General features: G+C 65.6%; 24 protein-coding genes. 8 read left to right on the top strand and 16 right to left on the bottom strand.

Annotation, left to right across the window (positions count from 1 at the left end):
* Window positions 1-2: 2 nt before the first annotated feature.
* From ligK to QTH97_RS10720, 3 genes are read right to left on the bottom strand one after another with little or no spacing between them, the layout of a single operon-like run.
* Window positions 3-704, bottom strand: a complete 702-nt coding sequence (gene ligK / locus QTH97_RS10730; RefSeq protein ID WP_286568121.1) for a 4-carboxy-4-hydroxy-2-oxoadipate aldolase/oxaloacetate decarboxylase — start codon at window positions 702-704, stop codon at window positions 3-5.
* A gap of 4 nt (window positions 705-708) precedes the next feature.
* The gene (locus QTH97_RS10725; protein ID WP_286568120.1) at window positions 709-1,737 is read right to left on the bottom strand and encodes an amidohydrolase family protein; all 1,029 of its coding nucleotides are present in this window, start codon (window positions 1,735-1,737) and stop codon (window positions 709-711) included.
* A 24-nt stretch (window positions 1,738-1,761) separates the two neighbouring features.
* Window positions 1,762-2,853 carry a 4-oxalomesaconate tautomerase gene (locus tag QTH97_RS10720; RefSeq protein ID WP_286568119.1) on the bottom strand — a complete coding sequence of 364 codons (1,092 nt, stop codon included), beginning with the start codon at window positions 2,851-2,853 and terminating at the stop codon, window positions 1,762-1,764.
* 166 nt (window positions 2,854-3,019) lie between these two features.
* On the opposite strand from QTH97_RS10720, the gene QTH97_RS10715 reads away from it, so the two are divergent.
* Window positions 3,020-4,261 (top strand): LysR family transcriptional regulator, encoded by a 1,242-nt coding sequence (locus QTH97_RS10715; protein WP_286568118.1) that lies wholly within the window; start codon window positions 3,020-3,022, stop codon window positions 4,259-4,261.
* Between the two features lie 241 nt (window positions 4,262-4,502).
* On the opposite strand, the gene QTH97_RS10710 is transcribed toward QTH97_RS10715, so the two are convergent.
* The gene (locus tag QTH97_RS10710) at window positions 4,503-4,790 is read right to left on the bottom strand and encodes a hypothetical protein (RefSeq protein WP_286568117.1); all 288 of its coding nucleotides are present in this window, start codon (window positions 4,788-4,790) and stop codon (window positions 4,503-4,505) included.
* 158 nt (window positions 4,791-4,948) lie between these two features.
* Window positions 4,949-5,371, bottom strand: coding sequence for a low molecular weight phosphatase family protein (locus QTH97_RS10705; RefSeq protein ID WP_286568314.1), 423 nt, complete (start codon window positions 5,369-5,371; stop codon window positions 4,949-4,951).
* Here QTH97_RS10705 and QTH97_RS10700 point away from each other — a divergent pair.
* The 5 genes from QTH97_RS10700 (at window position 5,297) to QTH97_RS10680 (ending at window position 9,670) form a co-directional block, all read left to right on the top strand.
* Window positions 5,297-5,479, top strand: coding sequence for a hypothetical protein (locus QTH97_RS10700; protein WP_286568325.1), 183 nt, complete (start codon window positions 5,297-5,299; stop codon window positions 5,477-5,479). The two genes, QTH97_RS10705 and QTH97_RS10700, sit on opposite strands and share 75 nt — an antisense overlap.
* A gap of 184 nt (window positions 5,480-5,663) precedes the next feature.
* Window positions 5,664-6,536: a leishmanolysin-related zinc metalloendopeptidase gene (locus QTH97_RS10695; RefSeq protein WP_286568116.1), complete on the top strand. Its 873-nt coding sequence runs from the start codon at window positions 5,664-5,666 to the stop codon at window positions 6,534-6,536.
* Window positions 6,537-6,603: 67 nt separating this feature from the next.
* Complete coding sequence (locus tag QTH97_RS10690; protein WP_286568115.1) at window positions 6,604-7,449, top strand: uracil-DNA glycosylase family protein; 846 nt, start codon at window positions 6,604-6,606, stop codon at window positions 7,447-7,449.
* Window positions 7,446-9,215 carry an amidohydrolase family protein gene (locus QTH97_RS10685; RefSeq protein ID WP_286568114.1) on the top strand — a complete coding sequence of 590 codons (1,770 nt, stop codon included), beginning with the start codon at window positions 7,446-7,448 and terminating at the stop codon, window positions 9,213-9,215. Before QTH97_RS10690 ends, QTH97_RS10685 begins: the two co-directional genes overlap by 4 nt.
* A 143-nt stretch (window positions 9,216-9,358) precedes the next feature.
* Window positions 9,359-9,670: a hypothetical protein gene (locus tag QTH97_RS10680; protein WP_286568113.1), complete on the top strand. Its 312-nt coding sequence runs from the start codon at window positions 9,359-9,361 to the stop codon at window positions 9,668-9,670.
* Here QTH97_RS10680 and QTH97_RS10675 read toward each other — a convergent pair.
* Complete coding sequence (locus QTH97_RS10675) at window positions 9,667-10,539, bottom strand: LysR family transcriptional regulator (RefSeq protein WP_286568112.1); 873 nt, start codon at window positions 10,537-10,539, stop codon at window positions 9,667-9,669. The genes QTH97_RS10680 and QTH97_RS10675 overlap by 4 nt on opposite strands.
* A 143-nt stretch (window positions 10,540-10,682) precedes the next feature.
* Between QTH97_RS10675 and QTH97_RS10670 the strand changes: the two genes are divergently transcribed.
* The gene (locus QTH97_RS10670; protein ID WP_286568111.1) at window positions 10,683-10,922 is read left to right on the top strand and encodes a hypothetical protein; all 240 of its coding nucleotides are present in this window, start codon (window positions 10,683-10,685) and stop codon (window positions 10,920-10,922) included.
* A 27-nt stretch (window positions 10,923-10,949) separates the two neighbouring features.
* Here QTH97_RS10670 and QTH97_RS10665 read toward each other — a convergent pair whose 3' ends face one another.
* From QTH97_RS10665 to oxc, 9 genes are all read right to left on the bottom strand, one after another.
* Window positions 10,950-11,876, bottom strand: a complete 927-nt coding sequence (locus tag QTH97_RS10665) for a LysR family transcriptional regulator (RefSeq protein WP_286568110.1) — start codon at window positions 11,874-11,876, stop codon at window positions 10,950-10,952.
* Window positions 11,877-11,891: 15 nt separating this feature from the next.
* Window positions 11,892-12,902, bottom strand: coding sequence for a 2-dehydropantoate 2-reductase (locus tag QTH97_RS10660; protein ID WP_286568109.1), 1,011 nt, complete (start codon window positions 12,900-12,902; stop codon window positions 11,892-11,894).
* 34 nt (window positions 12,903-12,936) lie between these two features.
* Window positions 12,937-13,704, bottom strand: a complete 768-nt coding sequence (locus QTH97_RS10655; RefSeq protein WP_286568108.1) for a fumarylacetoacetate hydrolase family protein — start codon at window positions 13,702-13,704, stop codon at window positions 12,937-12,939.
* A 9-nt stretch (window positions 13,705-13,713) separates the two neighbouring features.
* Window positions 13,714-14,613, bottom strand: coding sequence for a succinate--CoA ligase subunit alpha (gene sucD, locus QTH97_RS10650; protein WP_286568107.1), 900 nt, complete (start codon window positions 14,611-14,613; stop codon window positions 13,714-13,716).
* Window position 14,614: 1 nt separating this feature from the next.
* On the bottom strand, window positions 14,615-15,754 hold the full coding sequence (sucC, locus tag QTH97_RS10645; protein WP_286568106.1) for an ADP-forming succinate--CoA ligase subunit beta: 1,140 nt from the start codon (window positions 15,752-15,754) through the stop codon (window positions 14,615-14,617).
* 235 nt (window positions 15,755-15,989) lie between these two features.
* On the bottom strand, window positions 15,990-17,237 hold the full coding sequence (frc, locus tag QTH97_RS10640) for a formyl-CoA transferase (RefSeq protein WP_286568105.1): 1,248 nt from the start codon (window positions 17,235-17,237) through the stop codon (window positions 15,990-15,992).
* A gap of 36 nt (window positions 17,238-17,273) precedes the next feature.
* Entirely contained in the window at window positions 17,274-17,711 is a 438-nt protein-coding gene (locus QTH97_RS10635; RefSeq protein ID WP_286568104.1) for a PAS domain-containing protein, read from the bottom strand.
* 93 nt (window positions 17,712-17,804) lie between these two features.
* A complete protein-coding gene (gene frc, locus QTH97_RS10630; protein ID WP_286568103.1) occupies window positions 17,805-19,064 on the bottom strand; it encodes a formyl-CoA transferase in 1,260 nt (419 codons plus the stop codon).
* Between the two features lie 27 nt (window positions 19,065-19,091).
* Window positions 19,092-20,828 carry an oxalyl-CoA decarboxylase gene (gene oxc / locus QTH97_RS10625; protein WP_286568102.1) on the bottom strand — a complete coding sequence of 579 codons (1,737 nt, stop codon included), beginning with the start codon at window positions 20,826-20,828 and terminating at the stop codon, window positions 19,092-19,094.
* Between the two features lie 124 nt (window positions 20,829-20,952).
* Between oxc and QTH97_RS10620 the strand changes: the two genes are divergently transcribed.
* A complete protein-coding gene (locus tag QTH97_RS10620; RefSeq protein ID WP_286568101.1) occupies window positions 20,953-21,561 on the top strand; it encodes a Crp/Fnr family transcriptional regulator in 609 nt (202 codons plus the stop codon).
* Between the two features lie 15 nt (window positions 21,562-21,576).
* Here the strand turns inward: QTH97_RS10620 and QTH97_RS10615 are convergent, their stop codons facing one another.
* Window positions 21,577-22,413, bottom strand: coding sequence for a cytidylate kinase family protein (locus QTH97_RS10615; RefSeq protein ID WP_286568100.1), 837 nt, complete (start codon window positions 22,411-22,413; stop codon window positions 21,577-21,579).
* Window positions 22,414-22,418: the final 5 nt, after the last annotated feature.

The raw sequence follows: 22,418 nt of genomic DNA, 5'->3' as shown, positions 1-22,418 counted from the left end.
AGTCAGTCGATGTAGCGCAGGCCGGCCTTGGCCAGCGGCTCGCGCATGGCGTACATGTCCAGCCCGAGTTCGCCCGCGGCAAAGCGGGCACGCTTGCTTGCCTCGTTGGCTTCGCGGGCTTCGGCCGCGTCGGCCACCTGCTGCGCGCGCGCGGCCGGCACCACCACCACGCCGTCGATGTCGGCCACCACCACGTCGCCCGGTTGCACCAGCGCGCCGGCGCACACCACCGGCACGTTGACCGAACCGAGCGTCGCCTTGATCGTTCCCTTGGAGTGGATGGCGCGGCTGAACACGGGGAAGTTCATCGCGCTGAGGTCGCGCACGTCACGCACCCCGCCGTCGATCACGAGGCCCTTGCAGCCGCGCGCCTTGAACGAGGTCGCCAGCAGGTCGCCGAAGAAGCCGTCGGTGCTGTCGGCGGTACAGGCCGCGACCACCACATCGCCGGGCTGGATCTGCTCGGCGGCCACATGCAGCATCCAGTTGTCGCCGGGCTGCAGCAGCACGGTGACGGCAGGGCCGCAGAAGCGCGCTTCAGGGAAGATCGGGCGGATGCGGGGCTGCATGAGGCCCAGGCGACCCAGCGCCTCGTGCACGGTCGAGACACCGAAGCGCGAAAGCTTCTCGACGGCGTCCGGGTCGGCACGCGTGATGCGGCGGTGGACGACGCCGAGTTCCTGGAGGGTATGGGATGAGGTCATGGGTTCAGAGTCCCTTGGCAGCCAGTGCGCGATCGAGGCGCGGGTACACGCGGCGGGCGTTGCCCTCGTAGACCTTGTAGCGCGCGGCGTCGTCGAGCATCGGCGTCGCGTCGATGTAGCGGCGCGTGTCGTCGTAGGGGAAGCCGGTCTCCGGATCGATGCCGCGCACGGCGCCGATCATCTCGCTGGCGAAGAGGATGTTGTCGACCGGGATCACGCGCGTCAGCAGGTCGATGCCCGGCTGGTGGTAGACGCAGGTGTCGAAGAAGATGTTGTTGAGCAGATGATCCTTCAGCAGCGGCTTCTTCAGCTCCTGCGCGAGGCCGCGGAAGCGCCCCCAGTGGTAGGGCACCGCGCCGCCGCCATGCGGGATCACGAAGCGCAGCGCCGGGAAGTCCTTGAACAGATCGGAAGTCAGGCACTGCATGAAGGCCGTGGTGTCGGCATTCAGGTAGTGCGCGCCGGTGGTGTGGAAGCAGGCATTGCAGCTCGTGCTCACGTGCACCATGGCCGGGATGTCGTGCTCGACCATCTTCTCGTAGATCGGATACCAGTGGCGGTCCGACAGCGGTGGCGAGGTCCAGTGCCCACCGGACGGATCGGGGTTGAGATTGATGCCGACGAAGCCGTAGTCCTTGACGCAACGCTCCAGCTCCGGAATGCAGGTGCGCGGATCGACGCCCGGCGACTGCGGCAGCATGGCCGCACCGATGAAGTGGTCCGGAAAGAGCTGCGCGACGCGAAGGCACAGCTCGTTGCAGATCGCGGCCCAGGTGGCGCTCGTCTCGAAGTTGCCGATGTGGTGCGCCATGAAGCTCGCACGCGGCGAGAAGATGGTCAGGTCGCTGCCGCGCTCGCGCATCTTCTGGAGCTGGTTGCTTTCGATGGATTCGCGCAGCTCGTCGTCGCTGATCTTGAGCGTCGAGGGCGAGGGCGTTTCCGCCGGATTGCCAAGGCTGGCGATCTGGCGGTTGCGCCATTCCTCCAGCGCCTTGGGCGCGGTGGTGTAGTGGCCGTGGCAGTCGATGATCATGCGGAGTCCAGTCTTCTCTTCGATTCAGGGGTTGCGCGGCACCAGCACCTGGCCGCGGAAGAGCGGGCGGGCGGTGCGCAGGAGTGCGGCGCCGGCGATGGCGAGGCCGCCCTCTTCCATCAGCAGGCGCACGGTGAATTCGCCGGTGGGGTGCTCCACCGACAGGTCGTGCCGCGGCGCGGGACCGAGGCGGCACAGCGGCTCGGTCACGGTGCCCGGCAGCACGCAGGCCGAAGCCACCGAGACGGCGCCCAGCACACCGATGGCGTCATGGCATTTGCGCGGGATGAAGGTGCGCGTGCTCAGCGATCCGCCGGCTTGCGCGGGCGACACCAGCGTCATCTTGGGCACGACCTTGGCGCTCACGTCGCCCAGGCCCATGCGCCGGCCGGCCTGGAGGCGGATCGACTCGATGCGTGCCTTGAGCGCCGTGTCGGCGTCCAGCTCGGCCGGCGTCTCGTTGCCGGTGCACCCGAGGTCGGCCGCGCGCATCAGGACGACCGGCATGCCGTTGTCGATACAGGTGACGTCGATGCCGTCGATGCGATCGCTGGCCTCGCCGGTGGGCAGCAAGGCACCGCAGTTCGATCCGACGATGTCGGAAAAGCGCAGCTCGATGGGCGAGCCTTGTCCTGGTACGCCGCTGATGGGCGTGTCGCCGCTGTAGGCCACGCGGCCGCCGGGCGTCTGCACGACGGCGTGGCAATAGGAGTTGGTGTTGACCATGCGGATGCGCACCACCGACTCCCGCGGCTGCGTTTCGACAAGTCCCTCCTCCAGCGCGAACGGGCCGACGGCCGCGAGGATGTTGCCGCAGGTCGGCGCATAGTCGACGCGCGACTCCGCGGCCACGACCTGTCCGAACAGGTAGTCGACGTCGGCGCGCGGATCGTGCGAGCGCGAAACGATCGCCACCTTGGTGGTCAGCGGATGGCCACCGCCGATACCGTCGATCTGCCGCGCATCCGGATGGCCCATCGCAGCAAGGATGAGCGCGTCGCGCGCGCCCGCTTCGGCAGGCAGGTCGCCCGCATGGAAAAAGGCGGCCTTGGAGGTGCCGCCGCGCATCCACACGCAAGGGACCGCATCGAGGGAGCTGAAGGAGATCGTCGACATGGGCGGTAGTCTCTGCCGAACCGGTCTCGCCCGGTGTGAGTTCTAATTTCCCTGCGTTCTCATTTGTTTATCGCCCAAGGGTTTACCCTTCATATCCGCGGCACCGCTTGTTACTTGAAGCCGCGCAGCAGGAACTCTCACCTTGCCATCGACAAAAGTTATCGAGATGCCGCGGGTTACGCAGCCGGACCCCTTGGCCATCAACCTGCGGCACCTGCAGGCTTTCGCGAGCGTTGCGACCAGCGGAAGCGTCACGCAGGCCGCGGAAAGCCTGTTCCGTGTGGCATCCGCGGTCACGCGAGCGGTGGGCGAACTGGAGGCATCGCTGGGTGTGCCCCTCTTCGAACGCAGGGCGCGAGGCATGCTGCTGACCGTCTACGGCAAGGCGGTGTTTGCACGCGCTGTCCGCGTGGAGCAGGAGTTCGTCTCGGCCAGCCAGGAGTTGCTGCCGAGCGATGGGTCGCGCAGGCTCGACGCGCGAGGCTTGTTGACCGCGATGTTCAGCGGGCGGCGGTTGGCACTCCTTGCGGGCTTGGCCGAAATGCACAACATGCCTGCCGTCGCGCGCGCCTTCGGGGTGACGCAGCCGGCACTGAGCGCACTGGTTCGCGATCTGGAGGAACGGTCCGGCTGCGCCCTCTTTACCCGATCGGCGCGCGGCGTGCGGCCGACGCGATCGGGCGAGCTGCTGGCGTTCCGCTGCAAGCGGGCGTTGGCCGAATTGCGCAGCCTCGACTCCGATCTCGCGGCGATCCAGGGCGTCGTGCAAGGCAGCGTGATGGTCGGCGCGTTGCCGCTGTCTCGGACGCTGGTGCTGCCTGCGGCCATCTCGGCGCTGCTGGCGGAGCATCCGCGGGTGCACGTCGGCACGGTGGAGAGCCCCTACGAGGTACTGGCCGCCGCGTTGCGCAGTGGCGAGGTGGACTTCATCCTGGGCGCGCTGCGGCCTGAAGCCGAGGCCAAGGATCTGGTCCAGGAGCCGCTGTTCGACGACCGCATCTCATTGATCGCCCGCGCCGACCATCCGCTCGCTGCGGCAGCGCGCATCAGCTTCGCGCAATTGCGGCAAGCGGGCTGGGTGCTGTCGCGGAGGGGCTCTCCGTCTCGCGAGCTGCTGGAGCGCTTCTTTCATCATTCGGGGCAATCGGCGCCGGAACCCGCCGTCGAGACGGGGGACCTGGCACTGCTGCGGGGCTTGCTGCTGCAGAGCAACATGGTGACAGCCATTTCCGCACATCAGCTTCACTACGAGATCGAGGCGGGGACGCTGGTGGTGCTGAGCTTTCCGCTGGCCGGCACACAGCGGCAGATCGGGATCACGCAGCGCGGTGGCGCCCTGGCGGCGCCCTGCGCGCTGGCGCTGATGGAAGAGATCCGCCATTTCGTGAAGCGGCTGCCATCCTACTGATGCGAAAGAAAGTGGGATCCGCCGGCCCTGCCGATCCTTCTGGCTCAATTTCGGAAGAATCTGATGTCTGCCCCATGGGACGGTCAGCACAATTCATTCGCTGCTGTCACGCATCGACTTGTGGGCCGCGGTCCTTGAGCGAACCCCTCAGGCCGCGGCCTCGACTTCATCCACTCCCACTCGTTTCCCGAATCTGCAGAGATCTCGATGAATCTCGCAACGGTGCAACGCGTCCCGCTTCTCAGGCTGCGACGAAGCGGAGATGCGCCTCGTGCGCCAGCCCGTCGCGGACGATGTCCCGGGCGTCGTCATCGGCAAACTCGAAGAGGGCATCGGGGATCTCGGCTTCGTCCAGCGCGAGCAGGATCTCGATGGCGTCCTGTTGCGCTTCGGAGAACACGCCGACCTCGGTCAGCCGGTTGAACTTTGCAGCCGTCTCCTTCGGCGCGAGCGGGGAAAGCTCGAGCAGCTCGAGCACGAGCTTGATCTGGGACGGTGTGAGTGGCTTCGGGGCGGCAGACGGCTTCATGGCGTGGATCCTTTGTCGGTCGGGCTCAGGACGATTCCCTTTGCCATGAAATCAGTCTCTGCCCCGATCCTTAAGCATTGCTGAAGACGGTCCCGGCGTGCCTCTCCTCCGCCGCAAAAACCAAAGCTCGGCGTGAGGAAAGTCTCGCGATGACGGGGCTATTGCATGTGCGCCAGATCGCGCACATCCGAGCGGATCGCAGCCCGATCCGCACCGTGCAGCGGCAAGCTGGTCAACAGCTCCAATCGGCGACGCAACGCGTACAGCATCTGGAGGGCCGCGCGATCGATTTCGTCCGCCTTGCCGAGGTCGGCAATATCCGCAAAGGCCCACAAGGCGGAATCGGGTTGCCCGGGCCAGTTGGGCTGGGCCGGCAACGTGGTTTCGTCGAGCGTGATCACGAAATTCGCCTGCGGTGAACTCCCTCGGATCATGTCGTCCCAGCCATGAGGCCGTGACAACGGCACCCGCATGCTTGCACTGCGAAGCGCTCTGATGGCGGCGGGATGGATCTGGTCGCCGACATGGGCCGGGTGGCCGCACGAGTACGCGGAAAAGCGGTCCTCGCCGAGGTGCGCCAGGCAGGCCTGGGCCAGGATGCTGCGCAAGGAATTGCGGCGCGAGACGAAGATCACCACGAAGCGCTTTGCGACCATTGCCAACTGATTGAAGCGAACGACAAGACGTAGCGTAGAGGCGCGGAGGCCATCTCCGCAAGCGCATAACACCTGCTACGCGCAGATTGAAGGCATCCACCAATCGGTGGATGTCAACGTGGCCACGACAGGGCTACGATTCCGCGTGCGCTCGGGTCGCGGAGGTTCGGTGCGCACGCCCTGACCCCTCCGCATGTCCGATTCGGAGGCACCCATCATGGCAAGCTCGAAGAAGAAGGGCCAGCCGGCCATCGAGACCTTCGTGGCGCACGCCAGCGTCAAGGCGAATGCGAGCGCGGCCGCCATCAAGTCCGCCTACAAGATCGAGGTTCGATTCGTCGCCGGGCTGACAGCCACGCAGAAGAATGCGTTCAAGACCGCGGCGAAGCGCTGGTCCAAGGTCATCATCGGCGACCTGCCGAGCGTGAACGTCAGCGGCGAGGTCATCGACGACCTGCTGATCATGGCTCAGGGCGTCGCGATCGACGGGCCTGGCAAGATTCTGGGGCAGGCGGGCCCGACGCATCTTCGGCCCGCCTCCGCGGGCGCCAATGCGTTCCTTCCCGCCAAGGGCCTCATGTCGTTCGACACGGCCGACCTCGCCGCGATGCAGGCGGACGGCACGCTCGTCGATGTCATCACGCATGAGATGGGCCATGTGATTGGCATCGGGACTGTCTGGGAGCTCAAGAAGCTGCTCGCCGGAGCAACCACGACCAATCCCCGCTTCACGGGAACCGCGGCGAAGAAGGAGTACGGCGCGCTGAAGGGAGCCGGGCCGACGGCCGTCCCCGTGGAGAACACGGGAGGGCCGGGAACCATGAACAGCCATTGGCGCGAGACCGTGTTCAGGAACGAGCTCATGTCGGGTTTCATCGCAGCGCCGAACAATCCCCTGAGCCGCGTCACCGTCGCGAGCCTGCAGGACCTGGGGTACGTGGTCGACCTGGCTGCAGCCGAAGCGTACGCGCTGCCCAACCTGCAGGCCTTGGCGGAGGCCGGCTTGATGTCGGCCCATGACGGCGAAGAGCCTTTGCACGCGCTTCCGATCTTTGCACCCAGGGTTCTGCCGGACGACAGCCTGATCTAGATGCCGGATCACGGCGATGCCCAGGATGCTCCGCCCCCCGATGACGGTTCTGCCGGACTCGGCGCTCATGTCCCGCAAAGCCGCCAAGGAGGAACCCAAGGTGCATCCCTTCGACCCAGGCTACACGGCCGAGCCCTTCCTCACGCTGTGCGCGAACTACCCTGAGGAGACGGTCTACCCCCCGGATCAGTTCAGGGTCGAGTGGGGCCCGATCTTTCACCGGGGCCGGCTCGACGGGTCGGCGCGCGTGCTCGTGATCGGACAGGACCCGGCGCAGCACGAGACCGTCATCCGACGCATCCTCGTCGGCGAGGCGGGGCGGCGCGTGCAGGGTCTTCTGGCCAGGCTTGGCATCACCAAGAGCTACGTCTGCATCAACACCTATCTCTACAGCGTCTTCGGAACCGTGAAAGCCGCGACGTCCAGGAATCCGGCTCTGGTCGACTATCGCAACCGTTGGCTGAAAGCCTTGCTGGTCGGCCAGAACATCGAAGTCGTCATTGCACTCGGCCAGGCCGCCAGCACCGCATGGACGATGTGGAAGGCCAGCCCGGATGGACAGGCCTCCCAGGTTCCCTTTGTCGCGGTCACGCATCCGACTCAGCCGGAGAGTTCGTCGAACAACGACAAGGTCAAACTCGCCGCCGCGACGAAGAAGATGCTGCAGAACTGGAACGCGGCATTGCAGCAGGTCCACCAGAACGTCATTCATCCGGATGTCGTGACTCCGCTCGTACCGTACGGCGACACCTGGGGCGCCGACGACCGCCTGAGGATTCCGGACGACGACTTTCCTGCCGGCCTTCCGCTGTGGATGCGCGAGAACGACGGCTGGGCGCGACGCACCGGCGCCGATGCCCTGGCCAAGCGACGCAACATCACGATCACGGTCAGCTCGGGAGTCGTCTCATGAAGCACGTCGAGCGCCGCTGGTATCCCTTGAGCGGCCACCAGACCACGGCACCGCCGCGAGGTGCCGTCGCCGCGGCCAAGAAGCCGCCGCCCATCGATCCGCTGACCGGCCCCCGGTTTGCCTTGGCGGGACGCATCGTGACGATGGACGATTCGTTCACGGTCCTGGACGACGGGGTGGTGTACGTCGATCAGGGGACGATCGTCGCAGTCCAGGACAGGGCCAGGAAGCCGCCGGCGGAGTTCGTCGGCGTCCAGGTCGTAGAGACCGGCGGAAGCATCTACCCGGGGCTCATCGAACTCCACAACCACTTGAGCTTCAATGCCCTGACGCTCTGGAGCCCGGTGCCCAAGCTCTATCAGAACCGGGGCCAATGGCCGAAGCACCCCGACTACCGGCGCCTGATCAGCGGGCCGATGACGGTCATCGGCGAGCACCGCGACGCGAAGGGGAATGCCGCGCTCATCGCGCCGCTCGTGCGTTACGTCGAATGCAAATGCCTCCTGGGCGGCGTGACGACCAGCCAGGGGATCATGCTCAACAGCAACGCCGGCATCCGGCGCTACTACCGCGGCATCCTTCGCAACGTGGAGCAGACCGACGACCCGTTGCTGTCGGAAGCACAGGCGAGGATCGACGACGTGGATGCGAAAAGCGCGCGATCCTTCCTCAAGCGGCTCAACAAGGAAGACAGCTGCTTCCTGCTGCACGTGAGCGAAGGCATCACGCCCGACGGCGAGACCGAATCCCCGGCCCGCAAGCATTTCCTGGCGTTGGAGGTGGCACCCGATGAGTGGGCCATCAACGACCGCCTGGCGGCGATCCACTCGGCCGGCCTCTTGCCGGAGGACTTCGAGGTCATGGGCAAGCTGAAGGGCTCGATGGTCTGGTCACCCCTGAGCAACATGCTGCTCTACGGCGCCACCGCGCGCGTCGACGCCGCACGCGCGGCAAAGGTCCGCATCGGGCTCGGAAGTGACTGGTCGCCTTCGGGCAGCAAGAACCTTCTCGGCGAGCTGAAGGTCGCCTGGCTCTACTCCCAGCACATGCTCGGCAACCTCTTCACGGCGCGCGACCTGATGGCCATGGCGACTCGGGACGCCGCCAGGATCCTCAAGTGGGAGGATGCACTCGGCTCCATAGAGAGCGGAAAACGCGCCGACCTGGTCGTGATGGACGGCGTGGCGGGCGAGCCCTTCGAGGCCTTCATCCGGGCCAAGGAGACCGACATCCGCCTGGTGGTGATCAACGGGGTCGCCCGATACGGCACTCCGTCGGCGATGCAGGCGCTCGGCGTCAAAGGCGAGGCGCTCAAGGTGGGCGGTCAGAGTCGGCAGGTGTTCCTGGCGCAGGCGACCGGCGATCCGGACGTCGGCCAGGTCAGCCTGAAGGCGGCAACCGCTGCGTTGAAAAAGGCATTCAAGAATCTCAAGAGCCTGGCGCGCGAGATCGAAAAGCCGAAGGTCAGGAGGGCGTCGTTGCTGTCGGCGGATGCTCCGAGACGCGCAGTCTGGGCGTTGGCGCTCGACGAGATCAAGGACACGGGCGTTGACCAGCGGCCGCGCCTTCCATTCGCCGGGCCACGCGACTTCACGGGTCCGAACCTGCAGGCTGCCAGCGCCAAGTCACCGCCCCTCTCGACCATCCTGGGCCCGATCGAACTGGATCCGCTCACCGTCGCCGACGATCCCGACTTTCTCGCTCGCATCGCGAGCGAACCCAACGTGCCGGAGGCGATTCGCGCAGGCTTGCCGCACCTCTACTAGCGGCGCCGCCGCCTGCCCAGGTCGGCCGCAATGCATTGCACAACGTTCGTCGCGCAGTCAATGAGTAAATCAACGCGGTTGTCGCATTGACGCGGACGGAGCCAAATGGCGCGAACACCCATTCGCCCCGCCGAGGAGAGAACATGGATTCGAGCAAAGACGAAAGCCGATTCACTCGCTCGGACCGCGAAAGATTCGATCCTCAGGGCTACCGGCGCACGACTTGGCTCCGCGAGATCTTGCGGGTAGTGACCTTGCTGGTCGCCGGTGTCGCACTGGTGGCTTCATTCCCCTGTTTGAGCAGCGCCAGCTTTCCGGTGACGAGCCTGGTCATCTACTCGGCAGGAATGGTGTTCATCACCATGCCTCTTTGCCTGGTCTATGAAAGCTCCCTCCAGATCCACGAGCTGACGGTTGCACAGGGGCTCGGGGAGCTGACACCCAGCGCCATCTAGAGTTGCCTGGCCGCGATCGGCCCCGGGCCTGCGCTGGCGACTTGGCGCAATGCGGCCAGCGCAGGGTCGACGATCCGGGTATCGGCCCCGACCGCGTAAACCGCGTAGGCCGGATACAGGAACTCGGGGGTGTCCGGCACTCGACGAAGATGCCCCGACTCCAGATAAGCGCGGACCACATCGAGTCGAAAGTAGCCCGTGCCGCCAGCAGCCAGGAGGAACTCGCGACCGAGGGGTCCCAAGCCAGCACTCACTGCGGCATGGGCGAGCTCCGGGAACGCAAGGTCGTGCTGCGTTGCAAACTCCGGGCCCCAATCGACATAGACGTAGTCCGCAGGTTGCGGAATTCGCGCCGGCTTGGCCGTGGTCACCATGACGAGCTTTTCCTCGATGAGGAGCTCCACGCGCAGGCCGGGCCGTTGCTGCGGCGCGTAGACGATCGCGATGTCGAGCACCCCGGCCGCGACCTTGTCGAGCAGATCGTGAGGGAAACCCACCTCGGTGCGGATCGCCAGGCTTGCATCGTCGGCGCGCAGTTTCAGCAGCCATCGCAGCAGCAAGGGGTCCCACAGGCTGATCTCGCACCCCGCCGCGAGCACGGCACGGCTGCCGACCGGCACCGCCACCTGGTGGCGTGCGCGTTCCCAGACTTGCACGAGCATGGTCGCGTGCGGGAGGAACTGCTCGCCGGCCCGGGTGAGTGCCGCGCCCGCCTTGTTGCGCACGAAGAGCCGGCGCTCGAGCAACTGTTCGAGCGTGCGCACCCGCGCGCTGACGGAGGTCTGGGTGACGTTCAGCTTCTGCGCGGCGCGCTGGAAGCTCTGCGTCTCGACGATCTCCAGGAAGGTCCGGGCTAGAGTGATATCCATGTTGCCCCCTTCAGTGCAATATTTTTGCATTTAAATGGCAATAAATCTCGTTTTACTTATCGACAATCAGCATTGAAGATGGCATTCACGTGGAGGCCCGAACCTTGCAAAGCGGTCCCGGTCACTTGAAAAGGAACTCCTTGATGTCCGTCGTTCGCCGATCAGTAAAAATCGTGGGTATGTCCGACCGCCTGCTCCGCGCACTCAACACCTTGTCCGAAGAAGCCCAGGCGCTTGCCCAAGCGCTGTTGAGCCCGCGCTCGGTCATCGAAGAGGTGGAGGAAATGCGCGCCCTGCAGGTGAAGGCGAATGCCATCGAAGCCAAGGACCCGGCGCGCGCCGCGGTGTTGCGCTGGCACGCCTCGCGCGTCGGCTTGCGCTGAGCCCCAAGCCACGTCGGCCGTGGCGATTCAAAGGCCCGGAACCGGGACGATCTGGGAGATCAGCGCGGTTCCGTCGCTCACGAGAAAGTCCTTGAAGGCCTGCGCCACCGGAGGCAGGCGCTTGGTCCGGCGGTGCACGACATACCAGTTGCGGATCAGCGGAAGACCTTGCACATCGAGAACGCTGAGGCTGCCCGAGCGCAACTCCTGGCTGACCGTGTGCGCGGACACGAAGCTGACGCCCATGCCGGCGATCACGGCCTGCTTGATCGTCTCCGTGCTGCGGATCTCCATGGCAACGTGGACCCCCGCCAGTTGGCCATTCAGGGCTTCTTCCATGGAGTTTCGGGTGTCCGAGCCCTTCTCGCGGATGACGAAGGGCTCATGCATCAGCCTCGCCACCGGGATTTGCTTCACGGCGGAGAGAGGATGTTCGGGCGCTGCCACGACCACGTAGGGATGCGGCGCAAAGGGCTGGTTGACGGTGTCGAGGTCGGCAGGCGGCCGCACCATGATCGCGAGGTCGGTCAGGTTCTCGGTGATGTGGATCAACAGCCCTTCCCGGTTGTGAACCGTGAAATTCAGCTTCACGCCCCGATGGCGGCTCGCGAAGTCCACGAGCAGGCGCGGAAAGAAGTAGTCGCCGGCGCTGATGACGCCCACATTGAGCCGCCCGCCCGAGACCCCCTTGAACTGCGTCATCGCGCTCTCGGCCGCCTCGAATTGCAGGATGATCGCGCGGCCGATCTGAAGCAACTCCGCGCCCGCCGCGGTCAGGTAGATCTTCTTGCCGAACTGCTCGAACAGCGCATGGCCCGCGTGCTCTTCCAGCTTGCGCACCTGCGTGGACACCGCCGGTTGAGTCAGATGGAGTTCCTCCGCCGCGCGCGAGAAGCTCAGCAGCCTCGCGACCGCCTCGAAGACCTTCAACTGCCGCAGCGTGGCGTTCTTCACCCGGACCAGGCGAGATCAGGCGAGTTCGCGAAGGCGGACGTGGCCCCGTTGATCCGCCATCGACCGGGCGAGCAACTTGACCAGCGAATGCACCGTGTCGATATGGGGCGTGGGCGTATCGGTCAGGCGCGCCAGCTCGACCACGGCGCCTACCAGCGCATCGATTTCCGGGGCCCGCCCCGCCTCCACGTCCTGCAGCATGGAGGTCTTGTGCTTGCCGACTTTCTCGGCACCGGCAATGCGCTTTTCCAGCGACACGCGGAACTCGATGCCGAGCTTGCCGGCCACGGCCTGCGCCTCCCGCATCATCGAGGTGGCCAGTTCGCGCGAGGGCGGAAACTGGCAGATGTCGACCAGCGTGGCATGCGAGAGGCTGCTGATGGGATTGAAGGTCAGGTTGCCCCACAGCTTGAGCCAGATCTCGGAGCGGATGTCGTCGAGCACCGGCGCCTTGAAGCCGGCGCCTGTCAGGCAGGCAGAGACGCGATTCACGCGCTCGCTCGACGAGCCGTCGAGTTCGCCCACAGGAAAGCGATCGCCCTCGATGTGCCTGACGATGCCGGGCGCCACCAGTTCCGAAGCCGGATAGACGACACACCCGATGACCCGCTCGGCCGGGATCCTCGCGGCGACCAGACCGTCGGGGTCGACGCTGCGAACCGGCGAGCCTTCGAGCGCGCCGCCATGTTTGTGGAAGTACCAGAAAGGGATGCCGTTCTGCATGGTGACGACCACCGTGTCCGGGCCGAAGAGCTTCGGCACGTCATGGGCCACCGCCTCGACCTGATGCGCCTTCATGGCGAGGATGACGATGTCCTGCGGACCGACCTCGTCATAGCGGTCGGTAGCCTTGACCTTGCGCGCCACTTCCTCTGCTCCATCATGCGCGATGAGCTTGAAGCCGTCGCGCGCGATGGCCTCCAGGTTCGCGCCGCGCACGACGAAGGTGACGTCCTCGCCGGCGAGTGCGAGCCTCGCGCCGACGAGTCCTCCGATGGCGCCCGCGCCAATCACAGCAATCTTCATGTCGATTCCCAGTAGTTGAATCTCTCGGGCGGGCTCACTCGAAATGGTTGCCCAGCCTGCCGATGCCGGCGATCTCGACCTCGACCAGGCTGCCGGACTTCATCGAACCGACGCCGATCGATGTGCCGCACAGGATCACGTCCCCGGGATAGAGCGTCATGTCGTAGGAGATCAGGCTGACCAGTCGCGGCACCGGGAAGCGCATGTCGCTGATCGGGTAGTCCTGGCGGACTTCGCCGTTGAGCCGGGTCGTGACGGTGAGCGTCGATGGGTCCAGCCCGGTCGCCACCACCGGGCCCATGGGGCAGAAGGTGTCGAAGCCCTTGGCACGAACCCATTGGGGAAAGGACGCATCGCGGTGCAGGATGTCGGCCGCCGTCACGTCGTTCGAGCAGGTGTAGCCGAACACGTGGCTCAGTGCGTCCGCTTCGGCGACCGCCGTGCAGGTCTTGCCGATCACGATGCCGAGTTCGCCCTCGAACACGATCTTGCGCTCGCCCTGCGGCTTGCGGATGAGTTCGCCGTGCGCCAGGTACGAGTTGGGCGCCTTCAGCAGATACAGTGGTTCCAGCGGCACCGGCAGGCCCAGCTTCTCACCCAGAGCATGGAAGTTGTTCCACAAGGCGATGACCTTTCCAGGCTCTGTGGGTGTGCGCAGCCTGAGCTCGGCAAGGGCCAGCACGCGGCCCGTGGGTTCGCAAGCGCCGAACATGTCGCCCCGGTGCTCCCGGACCTCATCGCCGTGAAGTGTGCCGAAGCCTGTCTTGCCGTCGTGATCGAAGCGGAGCCATTGGTGATGCATGTCGCGCTTTCAGTCAAAGGGGAGGTAGTCCGGCATGACGAGCGATGCCAGCAGCTTTCCGATCTCAGCCGGGTTGTGCGCGACGTGAATGCCGCACTGCTTCATCAGCGCCATCTTTTCTTCCGCGCTTGCGTTGACGCTGGTAGCGATGGCACCCGCGTCGCCCGCGCGCCAGTGCGCCGGCGCGGAAGCGCCGGCGACGAAGCCGACGACCGGCTTGCGCATGTGTTCGCGAATCCAGCACGCGCACTGCTCCTCGGTGTCGCCGCCGATCTCGCCGACCATGATCACCGCGTCGGTGCGAGGGTCGTCGTTGAACATCTTCAGCACATCGACGAGCTGGAGGCCGCCGGGCAGGTCGCCCCCGATGCCGACCACGGTCGACTGCCCGATGCCGAAGCTCCGGAGCTGGCTGGCAACTTCATGGGCCAGCGTGCCCGAGCGCGACACCACGCCGATGCGGCCTCTCTGGTGGATGTCGCTCGGCATGATGCCGATCTTGATTTCGTCCGGTGTGATGAGGCCCGGGCAGTTCGGACCGAGCAGCAGCGTGCGGCTGCCCTTGAGCCGCCCCAGCGTTCGGATCATGTCGCGGACCGGGACCCCTTCGGTGACGCAGATGACCAGATCCAGCTCGGCATCGATCGCTTCGTCGATCGCGGCGGCAGCCAGCGCCGGAGGCGCGTAGATGACCGAGACGCTGGCACCGGTCGCGGCGCGGGCATCCCTGACCGTAGCGAAGACCGGCACACCATCGAAGGACTCGCCAGCGTGGTCCGCGCTCACGCCGGCGACGAAGCACTTTCGGCCGTTTCCGTAGGCCCGGCATTGGGTCGTGTGGAAGCGCCCCGCTTCGCCGTCAATGCCCTGGGTCATGACCCTCGTATGCTTGTTGACGAGAATCGACATCTCAGGTCTTTCGCCGTGCCGCGGTCACGGCCAGTTCCGCCGCCTCCGCCATGCCGTTCGCGTTCATGATTGCGAGGCCCGAATCCGCGAGGATGGCCCTGCCGAGCCTTTCATCCGTGCCCCTCATGTGCACCACCAACGGCACGGCCGGTTCGGCCCTCCGGATCGCGGCGATCACGCCATGGGCCATCGCGTCGCACGACGTGACACCGCCGAAGATGCTGACGAGGATGGCCTGCACCTTGGGATTGCCCGACATCAGCCTGAATGCCTCGGACAGTTTCTCGTCGGTCGCTGCGCTGCCCACGTCGTGAAAGCCGGCCGGCGCTCCACCGTAGAACCGGAGCATGTCCATCGTCGCCATCGACGAGCCCGGGCCATTGACCAGGCAGCCGACGCTGCCGCTCGACGCTTCGAACCCCGTCGGGTCTTCCTCGTCGCAGTCGCGCATCGCGGCGATATCGGGCTGACGGAACAGCGCGTTCGAATCGAAGTCGAAGCTGGCATCCAGCGCGATCAGGCGGCCGTCGCGAGTCAACACGAGCGGATCGATCTCGAGCAGCGACGCATCGCTGGCATCGAAGGCTTGATAGAGCTTCCGCATGAGGACATTCGCCTCTGCGACCGACTTGCCTGCAAGCCCGATGCCACGCGCGAGCGCGTCCGCTTCGGCGGGCTTCAGTCCCGTGGCGGGATCGATCAGCAGTTTGTGGACCTTCTGCGGGGGGGCCGGTTTCTCGCGGAGTTCGATGCCCGGCTGTGCCGATGCCATCAACGCGACGCAACGGGACTCGCGGTCCACCGCCATGCCGAGGTAGAGCTTCTTCTCGATCTCGACGCCCTCCTCGACCAGCAGGCGTTTCACCACGCGGCCTTCGGGGCCCGTCTGCCGGGTCCTCAGCGCCGAGCCCAGCAGGCCCTCCGCGTGCCGCCGAACATCGGCGACCGACCATGCCTGCTTCACGCCGCCTGCCTTGCCGCGGCCACGCACATGCGTTTGCGCCTTGACGACCCAGGCCCTGCCGCCGAGTCGGGTGGCGGCTTCCGCCGCTTCGTCGGCCGAAGCGCACGGAAGGCCGCGCGGCGTGGCGACGCCGTATGTCCGCAGCAGTTCCTTCGCCTGGTATTCGTGGATGGTCATGACCTTCCGGAACGGGCGACCAGGAGTCGCCATGCGAAAGGCTTCAGATGACACCGCGGATTCCTGAACTGTCACTACCGTCTCCTTCGAGTCGAACGTTGCCAAGTCAATCAATCGGGACTACGCGGTCAACTGTAGGAATCTGCAGAAATAATTGATAGTTAAAGAATTCTTTGCAGAGCATTACGCATGAGTTATGCATGAGTGGTCATTGCTCTGCCCGATGGCGGATGACTCAGATCACGCGCTCTTCGCGCAATGCCTCGATCTGCGACTGGCTGTAGCCCAGTTGCGCGAGCACTTCCACCGTGTGCTCGCCCAGCAGCGGCGAGCGCTTCACCTGTGTCGGGCTGTCGGACATCTTGATCGGGTTGCCCACCGTCAGGTAGCGGCCGCGCGTCGGATGGTCGACCTCCACGATGGTTCCGCTTTCGCGCAAGGACGGGTCCTCCGCGATCTCCTTCATCGACAGGATGGGGCCGCACGGAATGTCGTAGGCGTTGAGGATGTCCATGGCCTCGAGCTTGTCCTTCGTCATCGTCCACTTCTCGATGCGCGCGAAGATGGGCTTCAAGTGCAGCAGCCGCGCCGCCGGCGTGGCATAGGCCTCGTCGGTGATCCAGCCCTCCTCGCCGATGACCTTGCACACCGCGGGCCACACGGCCGCCTGCGTGATGAAGTAGATGTACGCGTTGGGGTCGGTCTCCCAGCCCTTGCACTTGAGAATCGAGCCCGGCTGGCCGCCGCCCGAAGCATTGCCGGCCCGCGGCACGGCTTCGCCGAAGGTGCCGTCCGGGTACTGCGGGTACTCGTGCATCGTCCCGGTGCGCTCCAGTCGCTGTTGGTCGCGCAGTTTGACCCGGCACAGGTTCAGCACGGCATCCTGCATCGGCGCCAGCACCTTCTGCCCGCGCCCCGTGTTGTGCCGCTGCAGCAGCGCCGCGAGGATCCCGAGTGCCAGGTGAAGGCCGGTGCCGCTGTCGCCGATCTGGGCGCCGGTGACCATCGGCGGGCCGTCGTCGAAGCCCGAGGTCGATGCCGAACCGCCCGCGCACTGCGCGACGTTCTCGTACACCTTGCAGTCCTGGTACTTGCCCGGGCCGAAGCCCTTCACCGAGGCCACCACCATCCTCGGATTGAGTTCGTGGATGCGCTCCCAGGTGAACCCCATCCGGTCGAGCGCGCCGGGCGCGAAGTTCTCCACCAGCACATCGCAATGCTTGATCAGCGTCTCCAGCACTTCCCTGCCCTTGGGCTTCTTGGTGTCGACCGTGATCGAGCGCTTGTTGTGATTGAGCATCGTGAAGTAGAGGCTGTCCACGTCCGGGATGTCGCGCAGTTGTCCGCGAGTGGCATCGCCCTCGCCGGCGCGCTCGACCTTGATCACGTCGGCGCCGAACCAGGCCAGGAGTTGCGTGCAGGTCGGGCCCGACTGGACATGGGTGAAATCAAGGATTCGATAGCCTTCCAGCGCTTTGCTCATAACGGGTGTCTCCGGTCTCGGTCTGTGATTGCTTGCTTACTGATCCGCGGCCGCCAATCCTTCGAGTTCCGCCAGGCGTTTGCGAAGCGTGCGCTCGTCTTGGAAGCGTTGGGTCTCGTCACGAATGACGGCCACGACCGCGCTCACCGCCCCCTCGGGCGTGAAGAGCATGGCCACCGTGAAAGCGATGGACATCGAGCGCCCGTCCTTGTGGGTGGCCGGTACGCGCAGGAGGTCATTGCCGTATTTCGTGGTGCCAGTATCCATGGCCTTGTGGTAGCCGTCCCAATGGCGCTGTCGCAGACGTTCCGGCGTGATGAGGTCGAGCGAGCGGCCGAGGGCCTCGCTCTCCGTGTAGCCGAACATCCGCTCGGCACCCGCATTCCACAGGGTGATGGCGCCCGAGGCGTCGGACGCGATGATCGCGTCGCCCACCGCCGCGATGAGTGCCTGGCAGTCGATGCTCGTGTTCATGGGGCTGCTCCTTCTTCTTCGTCCAAACAAAAACGGCACCCATCGCGGGTGCCGCCCAAGGACACATCGACTGTGACGACGTGCCCCCGGCGGTCACACCGCCTTCGCTGTGCGCAACTCGCTGATCTGCGCGCTGCTGTATCCCAGTTCGGCGAGGACCTCGTCGGTGTGCTCGCCCAGCAGCGGAGAGGCGGTGATCTCGGGCTTGAGATCCGAGAACTTGATCGGGCTGCCCACGGTGTAGTAGCTCCCGCGTTCCTTGTGCGGCACTTCGACGATCGAGCCGCTGGCGCGCAGCGACGGGTCGTGCAGGAGTTCCTTCATCGTCAGCACCGGCGCGCAGGGAATGTCGAACTTGCGCAGGATGTCGACTGCCTCGAACTTGGTCTTGTCGGCCAGCCATGACTCGATCGTCGCGAAGATGTCGGTGATGTGAGGCTGGCGCGCCTTCGGTGTCATGTAGTCAGGGTCGGTCTTCCACTCAGGCTTGCCGATCGCATCGCAGATCGGCGCCCAGGCGTGGCCTTGCACGGTGAAGTAGATGTATGCGTTGGGGTCGGTCTCCCAGCCCTTGCACTTGAGGACCCAGCCCGGCTGGCCGCCGCCGCCGGCATTGCCGCCGCGCGGCACCACATCGCTGAAGGTGCCGTGGGGGTACTGCGGATACTCTTCCAGGTAGCCGAGCCGGTCCAGGCGCAGCTGGTCGCGCATCTTCACGCGGCAGAGGTTCAGCACGGCGTCCTGCATCGCGCAGGCCACGCGCTGGCCCTTGCCGGTCTGCTGGCGGCCGATGATCGCGGTCAGGATGCCGATGGCGAGATGCATGCCCGTGTTGCTGTCGCCCAGGGCGGCGGCGCTCACGGTCGGCGGACCATCCCAGAAGCCGGTGGTCGAGGCAGCGCCCCCGGCGCACTGCGCGACGTTTTCGTAGACCTTCAGGTCGTCGTAGTGGTGCCCGTCGCTGAAGCCCTTCACCGAGGCGACGATCATCTTGGGATTGAGCTCCTGGATGCGCTCCCAGGTGAAGCCCATGCGGTCCAGGGCGCCGGGGCCAAAGTTCTCCACGAGCACGTCGGATTCGCGGATCAGCTTCTCCAGCACGAGTTTTCCTTCCGGCTGCTTGGTGTCCAGCGTCAGCGAACGCTTGTTGCTGTTGAGCATGGTGAAGTACAGCGCGTCGACGTCGGGGATATCGCGCAGTTGCGAACGTGTGACATCGCCGGCGCCGGGGCGCTCGACCTTGATGACATCTGCACCGAACCAGGCGAGCATCTGGGTGCATGCCGGGCCGGCCTGCACGTGAGTGAAGTCGATGATCTTGATGTTGCTCAGTGGTTTGCTATTGCTGCTCATGTTGACGATCTCCTGGGTTAACTTGAATCACTTCTTCTTCGCCGCGCTCGGGTTCAGGCTGGTGATGCGGCCGCTCTCGGTGCCGGCGGTCTCATCGATCACGGCGTTGATCAGCGTCGGCCTGCCGGACGCGATGGCCTCGGCCAGGCCCCGCTGCAATTCGTCCGCCGTCGTGGCGTTCACGCCCACGCCGCCGAAGGCTTCCATCAGCTTGTCGTAGCGCGCGTTCTTGACGAACACGGTCGGCGCCACGTCGGCGCCGCCGCTGCCGTTGACGTCGGTGCCCCGGTAGACGCCGTTGTTGTTGAAGACGACGACGCAAACCGGCAGGTTGTAGCGGCAGATCGTTTCCACCTCCATGCCGCTGAAGCCGAAGGCGCTGTCGCCCTCGATGGCGATCACCGGCTTGCCGGTCACCACCGCCGCGGCCACGGAGAAGCCCATGCCGATGCCCATGATTCCCCAGGTGCCCACGTCGAGACGCTTGCGCGGCTCGTACATGTCGACGATGCTGCGGGCGAAGTCCAGCGTGTTGGCACCTTCGTTGACGACGATGGCGTCAGGCCGCGCCTTCACCGCATCGCGGATCACGCTCAGGGCACTCTGGAAGTTCATCGGCGAGGGCCGCGCCGCCAGGGTGACGGCCATCTTCGACAGGTTCTTGTCCTTGCGCTCGTCGATCGCGGCGGTCCATTCGGCCGGAGGCTTGGCCCAGCCGCTGCCCATGCCCGCCAGCAGGGCCGACACGCAGGAGCCGATGTCGCCGATCACCGGAGCGGCAATGGCCACGTTGCTGTCGATCTCCGTTGGCGCGATGTCGATCTGGATGAACTGCTTCGGCCCGCCCCAGGTCTTGCCCTTGCCGTGCGACAGGAGCCAGTTGAGCCTCGCGCCGATCAGCATCACGACGTCGGCTTCCTGCAGCACATAGGAACGCGCTGCCGCGGCGGATTGCGCGTGGGTGTCGGGAAGCAGGCCCTTGGCCATCGACATCGGAAGGTAGGGAATGCCGGTCTGCTCGACCAGTGCACGGATGTCGGCATCGGCCTGCGCGTAGGCGGCGCCCTTGCCCAGCAGGATCAACGGCTTCTTCGCACCCTTGAGCAGGTCGAGCGCGCGTCGTACCGCGTCGGTGGCCGGAATCTGCCGCGGCGCGGGGTCGACCACGCGGATCAACGACTTCTTGCCGGCGGCGGCCTCCATGGTCTGGGCGAACAGCTTCGCCGGCAGGTCGAGATAGACGCCGCCCGGCCGGCCCGACAGCGCAGCGCGGATGGCCCGCGCTATGCCGACGCCGATGTCCTGCGCGTGCAGCACTCTGAAGGCGGCCTTGCACAGCGGCTTGGCGATCGCGAGCTGGTCCATCTCCTCGTAGTCTCCCTGCTGCAGGTCGACGATCTCTCGCTCGCTCGATCCGCTGATCAGGATCATCGGGAAGCAATTGGTGGTGGCGTTGGCCAGCGCAGTCAGGCCGTTGAGGAAGCCGGGGGCCGATACGGTCAGGCAGATGCCGGGCTTCTGCGTGAGGAAACCGGCGGCCGCGGCCGCATTGCCTGCATGCTGCTCATGGCGAAACGAGATGACCCGGATGCCCTCGGCCTGCGCCATGCGCGTCAGGTCCGTGATCGGGATGCCGGGCAGTCCGAAGATCGTGTCGATGCCGTTGAGCTTGAGCGCATCGATGACCAGGTGGAACCCGTCGATCGTTGTCGGTTCTTCTTGTTCTTGCGAGGTTGCCGGCGGGGTAGCCAGGACAGCGGACATCTTGTCTCCTTGAGTTCAAAACCGTGTGTCGTGGCAGGACTATCATTCGGCGTCCCCTCTCCGGCCGTTGACCTCGGTCAACTTTCGGAAAATCAGAACGCGGGGAAAACCCCACGAGAGCGAAGTGACCCTTCTTTCGAATCATCCAGAACACAACGTCATTCGTGTCCAGCTTCGGCAGAACGTCCTGCTCAAGGATTTGAGCGACAGCGACCGCGCCGAGCTGGAGGCCCATCTCACCATCGTGGACGGCAACAAGGGCGAGTTCCTTCTCAGTCAGGGCGTGCGCGAGATGGAGCAGTACTTCATCCTCGACGGCATCCTCAAGCGGGTCGTGAGCAATGCGCAAGGCAAGGAGATGATCCTGCGCTTCGCCAACGAGCACGACATGGAGACCAGCTACGCCGCCTTTCGGCTGGGCACGCCGACCCCGTACGGCATCGTCTGCGTGACCAAGGCCCGCGTGGCGAGCCTGCCCCTGCAGGAATGGGTCGAGTTCCTGAAGAAGCGCCCGCACGCGAAGGAACTCTTCGAGTTCACGGTGATGCGAGGGATGAGCGAGATCATGGCGCACACCATCACGCTGCACCTGCTGGACGCACCCGGGCGCGTGCACCGCTTCATCCGCAAGCATGCGGAGCTGATGGATCGCATCCCGAGCAAGGAACTGGCCTCGTACCTCAATCTCTCGGCCGAGACGCTGAGCCGGCTCAAGAAGCGCGGCAAGATCTGATTCGCGGCGCTCGCGTCAGGTCTGCTTGGAGGAGGCAAAGCGCCTCGTGCTCGCCATCAGCTTGAGCTGGTTGTCGACACCGGTGGCGCCGGCGACGTCCGCGGCCACGCTCTCGGCCTGCGTGCGCTCTTCATCGTCGAGCACGATGCCGCGCAAGTTGATTCGCCCCTTGTTCGCCTCGACGGTGATGTTGATGGCCCGCGTCGCCGGATGGTCCTTCAATGCCACCCGCACGCGCGCCGCAAGGGCCATGCCGGACAGCAGCGCGTGCGACTCGGCGGTTTCGGCGAACTCGGGGCGACACACCAGCGCACTGATCTGCTCCACGCAGCTTTGCACCGAGATCCGATCGGTGTTGAGGACCAGGTCGTAGAGGAGCGGGTCGCCCCAGGTGACGCCGAACTGCTCGTGCATGCGCGACGCGTGGGCCTGGTCGCTGCGACGGATCTCGGCTTCGGCGAATTCGGCGTCATCGGTCTCGAGATCGCGCATCAGCCATTCCACGCGCTTGCGCAGGGAGCGTGTGATCCGCACCGACACGACATGCGGAACCGGGCGCAGAAGACAGGTTGCGCCCCAGCCCCGCAGGACGACGTTGCCCTGGTCGGCCAGGTCGTAGAGCTCTTCCGCGGTGTACAGGGCCACGCTGCGCTGGTCGGTGGTCAGGCGCTCGACCAACCCGGCCTTGCCTTCGCGCAGGCGGCCGATGAGGCTTTGCGGCACGTGCATGCGGCTGGCGACGTGCTCGGCAATCTCGTGGCGCACGATCCTCAGTCCGAGGGACTGTGCGAGCTCGACCGCCACGTCCTTGGCGAGCGAGCCCATCTCCTGTGTCATTGCGATGACTGGCATGTCGG

Origin of the sequence: Variovorax gracilis, assembly GCF_030317115.1 — a bacterium.
GTDB lineage: Bacteria > Pseudomonadota > Gammaproteobacteria > Burkholderiales > Burkholderiaceae_C > Variovorax > Variovorax gracilis.
This window is presented reverse-complemented; position numbering and strand designations above follow the sequence as displayed.